Here is a 7,012-nt window from a genome sequence, read left to right on the forward strand (position 1 = left end):
TCGACGGGCCCTCGCGGCCGACGTTCTCGAGGATCGTCTCCGCGGTCTTCGTCCCGCGGAGCGCGCCAAGCACGACCGACTTGTCGGCATCGCGGAGATCCGCGCGGGACTCGATGCCGGCCTCGAACAGCCGCCGCGCGCGCTTGCGGCCGACCCCGCGGACGCCCGTGAGGTCGAGTAGCTCCTCCCGGACGCCGTCCTCGACGCGCTTCTTCGCCTCCCGGACAGCGACCACGTTCGAGAGATCGAGTTCGCCCGCCAGCCGCTCGGCGGCGTTGAGCAGCCACTCCGCGGTGTCGACCTTGCCGCGGATGTCGCCCGGGCCGATCCCGTAGCGCTCCGCGATACGGCCCTCGTCGACCTCGCTGGCCCAATCTTCGAGCATTCTGGCAGTTTTGAGCGCGGCGAGCCACTCCTCGAACGCCACGTCGTCGTACTCCGACGGCGTGCGCCCGAGCAGTTCCGTCTCGCGCTCGAACAGCACCTCCTCGTACTCCTCGCGGTCGCCGGACTTCAGGTAGAGCTGGTACATGTCCGGCGTGCGGGAGACGAGGTGGTAGAGGCCGAGCGCGGAGACGTCGTCGGCGTCGTCAGTCAGTTGGTCGTCCGGTTCGTCTCCCGCCTCACTGTCGGTGTCGGCCAGCGGGTCGTCGTCGAGCAGTTCGTTCCCGGAGACGAACCCGGCCGACTCGTCGGCGTCGCCGGCGTCCATGGCACCGCGAGAGCCGTACTGGCCGCCCGAACGGCCGCCCTCGGCGTCGCGCAGGCCATCGATTATCTCCGCGGCACTCATCGGGTCGAGGTAGAGCCGCGAGACGGTGTGCCCGATCTCGGTCGCGGTGATCGTCCCGTCCTCGCGCTCGACGAACTCGTTGGCCGCGAGGTAGTCGAGCACCGTGTCCGTCACCGACTCCAACTGGGCGCTGCCGGCGCTCTGGACGGCGTACAGCGTGTTGTCGAGGAACGAGAGCAGCTCCTCGCGCGTGTTCGCGAAGCCGGACGCGACGGTCGCGAGCAGGTGGGTTCGCAGCGCCGGCTCCGCGGCGAGCTTCGAGCGTACCGGCTCGGGCTCGTCGTGGACGTAGCGGTCGAACAGCTCCTCCTTCGTGTCGTTGTTCGACGCGAGCAGCACCGCCTCGCCGTAGGGGTCGAGTCCGGGCCGGCCCGCCCGGCCCATCATCTGGTGGACTTCGAGCGTGTCAAGCGGCTTCATGCCGCCGAACTCCGGGTCGTAGCGTCGCCAGTCCCGGACGATCACCCGGCGGGAGGGCGTGTTCACGCCGGCGGCGAGTGTCGGCGTCGCCGCGATCACCTTGATCAGCCGGTCGCGGAACGCGCCCTCAACGAGGTCGCGGTGTTCGCTCGAGAGGCCGGCGTGGTGGAACGCCGCGCCCTTCGCGACACACTCCGCGAGGTCGTCGCTGGTCGCGGTGTCGGAGACATCCCGGATCGCCGTCGCGAGTTCGCGGAGTTCGCCGCGCTCCTCGTCGGTGAGATGGTCGCTCGTGACGCCGCCGAGTCGGCTGGCCGCGGACTCGGCGTTCCGCCGGGAGTTGACGAACACCAGACTCGAACCGCCCTCGTCGAGCGTATCGTCGACGAGCGCGGGCGTCTGCTTGCCGCCGCTGTCGACGGGGACCTCGCGCTGGGAGCCGTCGGCGAAGTTGATGGCGTTCCCGAAGTGGACGCCCGTCTTCAGGTCGATCGGGCGCCAGTCGGAGTCGACGAGTTCGGCGTCGAGCCAGTCGGCGATCTCGCCGGCGTTGCCGACCGTCGCCGACAGCGCGACCGTCTGGAGGTTCGCGTTGATGCGCCGGAGCTTCGCGAGCGTGACCTCGAGCGTGGGGCCGCGCTCGCGGTCGTCGACGAGGTGGACCTCGTCGCTGACGACACAGGAGAGGTCGTCGATCCACGGCGCGCCGTTTCTGACGAGCGAGTCGACCTTCTCGCTGGTGGCGACGATGATGTCCCGCGAGCCCAGCCACTCGCCGTCGGATTCGTAGTTGCCCGTCGAGACGCCCACGTCGATTCCGTACTCCTCCCAGCGCTCGAACTCGGTCTTCTTCTCGCTGGCCAGCGCGCGCAGCGGGACGATGTACAGCGCGGTGCCGCCGCGTTCGACCGCCGACAGCATCGCGAGTTCAGCGATCAACGTCTTGCCGGAGGCGGTCGGCACCGCGGCGACGACGTTCTCGCCGTCGGTCACGCCGCGCTCGACGGCCTCGGCCTGTGGCGGGTAGAGCTCCTCGATGCCCTCGCCCTCGAGGTGGTCTGCGACGCCGTCGGGGAGTCCCGACAGCTCCGTCGGCTTCATTAGGTGAGAGTTGCCCGCTCTCGGGGTTAAGTTGTCGGGTCCCGGGCGGGCCGCGGGCGGCGGCCCCCCGTCTCACCGCTCGGCCAGCTCGTACGGGTCGGCGTCGGACGGCAGCGGCGACTCGTACTCGCGGTCGCCCTTGCGGTGTTCGTACTCCGCGCGGGCTTCGGCGAGCAGTTCCTCGTCGGTCAACAGGTCGTACAGCGAGCCAGCGACGACCTTCCCCGCGAACAGCATCCCCGCGGTGCCGAGATCCTTCCCGGCCGCGACGGCCTGCCACGAGTGCAGCGGCGTCCCCGCGGGCCACGTCGCCGCGCGGAACCGCCCGAGGGGAGCGTTCCACGACACGTCCCCGGAGTCGGTGGAGTAGGCGGCGGTCTCCCCCGCGTCGGGCGCGTCGATTGGGTCGGTAAACATCGCCGACTCGGTGGCCTCGTCGCGGTGTTCCGGTGGGACAGACTCGTACGAAGGATCGTCGAGCGTCGCTTTCAGGTCGGCCGCGAACGACGCCTGTTCGTCGGAAAGGGGGAACTCGGCGGCGTCCATGTTCTCGCGGATCGAGTCCGCGAGCGTGCCGTTGGGGAGGACGCCGTACATCCCGGTCGTCTGGGTCACGTCGGCGTCGGTCCCGGACATCAGCGCCGCGCCCTCGGCGGCGTCGCGCACGCGATCGGACACGCGCTCGACGGCCGCACGGTCGGGCGCGCGGACCATCACCTCCATCGCCGCCTCCTCCGGGACGACGTTGGCCGCCTCCCCGCCCTCGGTGACGACGTAGTGGATACGGACCGGGTCCGGGACGTGCTCGCGCATGTACTCGATCCCGGTGCCGAGCAGTTGGACGCCGTCGAGCGCGCTCCGGCCGGCTTCCGGCGACTTGGCGGCGTGGGCGCTCTCCCCCGTGAACTGCACGTCGAAGGCGTCCATCGCGAGCGTGGAGCACTCGTTGGGCGCGTTGTACCAGTCGGGGTGCCACGTGATCACGGCGTCGACATCCTCGAACGCGCCGGCCTGAATCATGTACACCTTGCCGGCGCCGACCTCCTCGGCGGGCGTGCCGAAGTAGACGACCGACCCCTCGCAGTCGCCGCGCTCGATCGCGCGCTTGACCGCGATCGCGCCCGCGAGGCTGCCGACGCCGAAGAGGTTGTGCCCGCAGCCATGGCCGGGCGCGCCCGCCTCGATCGGTTCGCGCTCGGCTGTCGCCGCCTGACTCATCCCCGGCAGCGCGTCGAACTCACCCATCGTGCCCACGACGGGGTCGTCGTCGCCGTAGCGTGCGACGAACGCGGTGTCGATACCGGCGACGTCGGACTCAACGGTGAACCCCTCCTCGCGGAGCGCGTCTTGGAGGGCGGCCGCGGAGTCATGTTCTTGCAGGGAGAGTTCGGGGTTCGCCCAGAGCTGTTCGGCGAGACCGGTCAGGCGGTCGGCGTCGTCGTCGATGTCGTCGAACAGGGCCTGTTTACTCACGGCCGTGCAGTGTCGGCGTAACGCGAAAAACGTTCCTTCGGGTCGCTACTCCTCGTCGCCGAGTTCGATCCGAACGTAGTCGTCGGTGACCTCGACGACCTGCTCGGCGTCGATCGCCAGCGCGTCCTCGTCGGGCGAGGCCGCCGCGTCCATCCGGGACTCCACGCCGGTCTCGGGCTCGAGGCGGGCCTCGCCGTCTTGGACGCCGGCGACGCGGCCGAGTCGTTCGCCCCGCGCGTCCACGACGGGCATGTTCGCGTGCTCCTGTGTGAAGTGCTGCATGTGTGCCGGGTGGAGCGCGTGAGTGAAAAGACTACTCGCCGTCGTCGCTGGGTTCCGGCTCAGATGTCCTGAACGAGCTCGCCGAGATCGTCGACCGGGATGAGCTCCATGGTCTGCGTGTCGAGACCGTAGCGTTCGATCGACACCGAGGTCTGGAACGCCTCGTCGCGGCCGTCGGCCTCGAAGATGACGAGGTAGTCGTGCTCGCCGAGGATCGCGTAGGCGTCGACAAGCTCCCCGCCCAGCGTCTCGATGTCACCGGTGAGGTCGCCCCAGACGGTCGCGAGGTCCTGCACGTTCTGGACGGTCTCGTCGGTCACGTCGACCAGCGCCATGTACGTACCCATAATTTCTCGATTTGGCGCCTCCCACCGAAAAGGTTCGGGCTACTCCGCCCCGAGGCTTCGCTCGACGAACTGCTGGGGCAGCGCCTCCATCTCGCCGACCTGGACGTGCCAGAGGTTCGCGTACAGCCCGTCGCCGTCGATCAGTTCGCCGTGGGTGCCCTGCTCGACGATCTCGCCGTCGTCCATCACGAGGATCTGGTCGGCGTCCCGCACCGTGGAAAGGCGGTGGGCGATCGCGAACACGGTCCGGTCCTCGGTCAGCGTCTCGAGGCTGTTCTGGATCACCGCCTCGGTCTCGTTGTCCACGTGGCTGGTCGCCTCGTCGAGCACGAGCACGTCCGGGTCCCGGAGGATCGTCCGGGCGAGCGCGATGCGCTGGCGCTGGCCGCCGGAGAGCTTCACGCCGCGCTCGCCCACCATCGTGTCGTAGCCGTCCTCGAGGTCGGCGACGAACTCGTGGGCACCGGCCTTCTCGGCGGCCTCGTGCATCGCCGCCTCGTCGTGGTCGGGGACGCCGTAGGCGATGTTCTCGGCGACGGTGCCGTAGAACAGGTACGGCTCCTGACTCACGTAGCCGACGTGTTCGCGGAGGCTCCGGAGGTCGAGATCCGCGAGGTCGTGGCCGTCGAGCGTGATCGTCCCCGAGTCGGGGTCGTAGAACCGCAACAGGAGCTTCATCGTCGTCGACTTGCCGGCGCCCGTTGGGCCGACGAGGCCGACGTAGTCGCCGGGATCGGCCTCGAAGCTGATCCCCCGAAGCACCGTCTCCTCGGCCTCGCCGTCCTCGTCGCGGTAGGCGAAGTTCACGTCGTCGAACTCGACGCGGCCCTCGACTTCCTCGAGTTCGGTTCCGTCGCTCTCGGCGCTGACTCGGGTGTCGTCGTCGAGCAGGCCGACGATCCGCTCGCCCGCGGCCTCGGCGTACTGGTAGCCGTTGATGATCTGGCCCATCTGGCGCATCGGGTAGACGAACCGCCGGGAGTAGTTCAGGAACAGCACGAGCGTCCCGGCGGTGAGCGTCGCGGTCGGGTCGCCGCCGGAGAAGAAGGGGTGGGGCGGCGTCCCCGTCACGACCCACCAGCCGCCGACGAAGAACACCGAGACGTAGGCGGCGGCGGTCGTTGCCTGCAGGCTGGGGAAGAACTTGATCCGGGTGGTGATCGCGTCCCACTGAGCGTCGAGATACTCCCGCGAGGAGTCCCGCACGCGGTCGGTCTCGAACGGCTCGGTGGTGAACGACTTCAGCGTCTCGATGCCGCCGATGTTGTTCTCCAGCCGGCTGTTGAGCTTCCCGACCGCCGAGCGCACCTCCTGGTACTTCGGGTGGATCGTCTCCACGAACCAGTAGCTCAGATAGCCCAGCGCGGGGATGGCGGCGACGGGGATCAGCGCCAGCCGCCAGTTGATCAGCAGCATCACCGCGCCCATCCCGCCGACGCGGACGACGATGGTGATGAGGCTGTTGAGGTTGTTCGTCAGGAACCCCTCGAGTTGGTTCACGTCGTTGTTCAGGATGCTCATCACCTCGCCCGTCTGGCGGTTGTCGAAGAACTCGACGCCCTGTCGCTGGAGCGCGTCGTACGTGTCCACGCGCACCGAGTGCTGGAACTGTTGGGAGAAACTGTTCCAGAGGTAGTTGTTCGCCCAACTGAAGATCGAACTCAGCGCGTAGGAGGTGGCGACCAGCCCGCCGGCGAGCAGGAACTGCGCCCCCTCGTTGCCCGGGATCCACGCGCCGGGAACGAGCGGCAGCGAGAACGCCCGGGTGTCGAAAAACAGCGAGTCGATCGCGATCGCGAGCACGAACGACGGGACGAGCGCCATCAGCATCTGGACGACCGCCGCGACGGCGCCGCCGACGAACGTCAGCAGGCGCTCGCGGCCGTACTCCAGAAACAGCCGGAGGATCGCGTTCCCCTCCTCGGCCCGCAGCTCCGCGAACTCGTCGTCCTCGTCCGGTGGCACGTCCCGTTACTCCGTCTCACGGGGTGAAAACTGTCCGGTGCCGGCGACCCGCGTGGGGTTCTCACCAGTCGATCGACACGTCGTCGCCGGCCGCGAGGCCGAACGCGTCGTCGCCGCGGCCCTGATTGACCGCGAACTCGACGTTGCCGTGGCTGCCGACAGTGACGAGGCGTTCGCCCGGCTCCATCTCGGCGTAGGCGTCCCGCACGGGCGCGGACTCGCCGTTCACCGTCACCGACGAGCGGCCGTCGAGGACGCGTCCGGGAACGTTGGTGATCGTGTTCCCGAAGTCGTCGACGACCAACACCTCGCCGGTCGCGCCGTCGTCCCCGATTTCGGGATCCGGGAACGCGAGATCGACCCACTCGTCGGTCGGGACGATCCGGTCGGCATCCGTGACCGCCTCAGCCTCGTGGACTCGCGCGGCGGCGGGCGCGAACACGTCCCGGCCGTGGAACGTGTTGCTCGCGGTCGTGTCGTCGTCGTACGCCACGTCGTACACCCGGATCTCGGGCGCCCCGTCCGCGCGGTCGGCCAGCCGTCGGGCCGCCGGGAGCGCGACACCGTTGTCCGGCGCGACGATCCGGTGGTCGCCGACTTCGACGACGACGGCGGCGCGGTCGGTGCCGAC

General features: G+C 69.3%; 6 protein-coding genes. All 6 read right to left on the reverse strand.

Annotation, left to right across the window (positions count from 1 at the left end):
• A partial coding sequence (locus ACFR9S_RS04070) for an ATP-dependent DNA helicase (protein ID WP_379818113.1) occupies positions 1-2,314 on the reverse strand: 2,314 nt, incomplete at its 3' end.
• 72 nt (positions 2,315-2,386) lie between these two features.
• A complete protein-coding gene (locus ACFR9S_RS04075) occupies positions 2,387-3,787 on the reverse strand; it encodes an amidohydrolase (protein WP_379730953.1) in 1,401 nt (466 codons plus the stop codon).
• 45 nt (positions 3,788-3,832) lie between these two features.
• The gene (locus ACFR9S_RS04080; protein WP_379730952.1) at positions 3,833-4,069 is read right to left on the reverse strand and encodes a hypothetical protein; all 237 of its coding nucleotides are present in this window, start codon (positions 4,067-4,069) and stop codon (positions 3,833-3,835) included.
• A gap of 59 nt (positions 4,070-4,128) precedes the next feature.
• The gene (locus ACFR9S_RS04085; RefSeq protein WP_379730951.1) at positions 4,129-4,416 is read right to left on the reverse strand and encodes a GYD domain-containing protein; all 288 of its coding nucleotides are present in this window, start codon (positions 4,414-4,416) and stop codon (positions 4,129-4,131) included.
• 39 nt (positions 4,417-4,455) lie between these two features.
• Complete coding sequence (locus ACFR9S_RS04090; RefSeq protein WP_379818114.1) at positions 4,456-6,381, reverse strand: ABC transporter ATP-binding protein; 1,926 nt, start codon at positions 6,379-6,381, stop codon at positions 4,456-4,458.
• Positions 6,382-6,442: 61 nt separating this feature from the next.
• On the reverse strand, positions 6,443-7,012 hold a 570-nt coding region (locus tag ACFR9S_RS04095; RefSeq protein WP_379818115.1), incomplete at its 5' end, for an SAM hydrolase/SAM-dependent halogenase family protein.

The sequence above is a fragment of the Halolamina salina genome, from assembly GCF_042678005.1.
In the GTDB taxonomy this organism is placed as follows: domain Archaea; phylum Halobacteriota; class Halobacteria; order Halobacteriales; family Haloferacaceae; genus Halolamina; species Halolamina salina.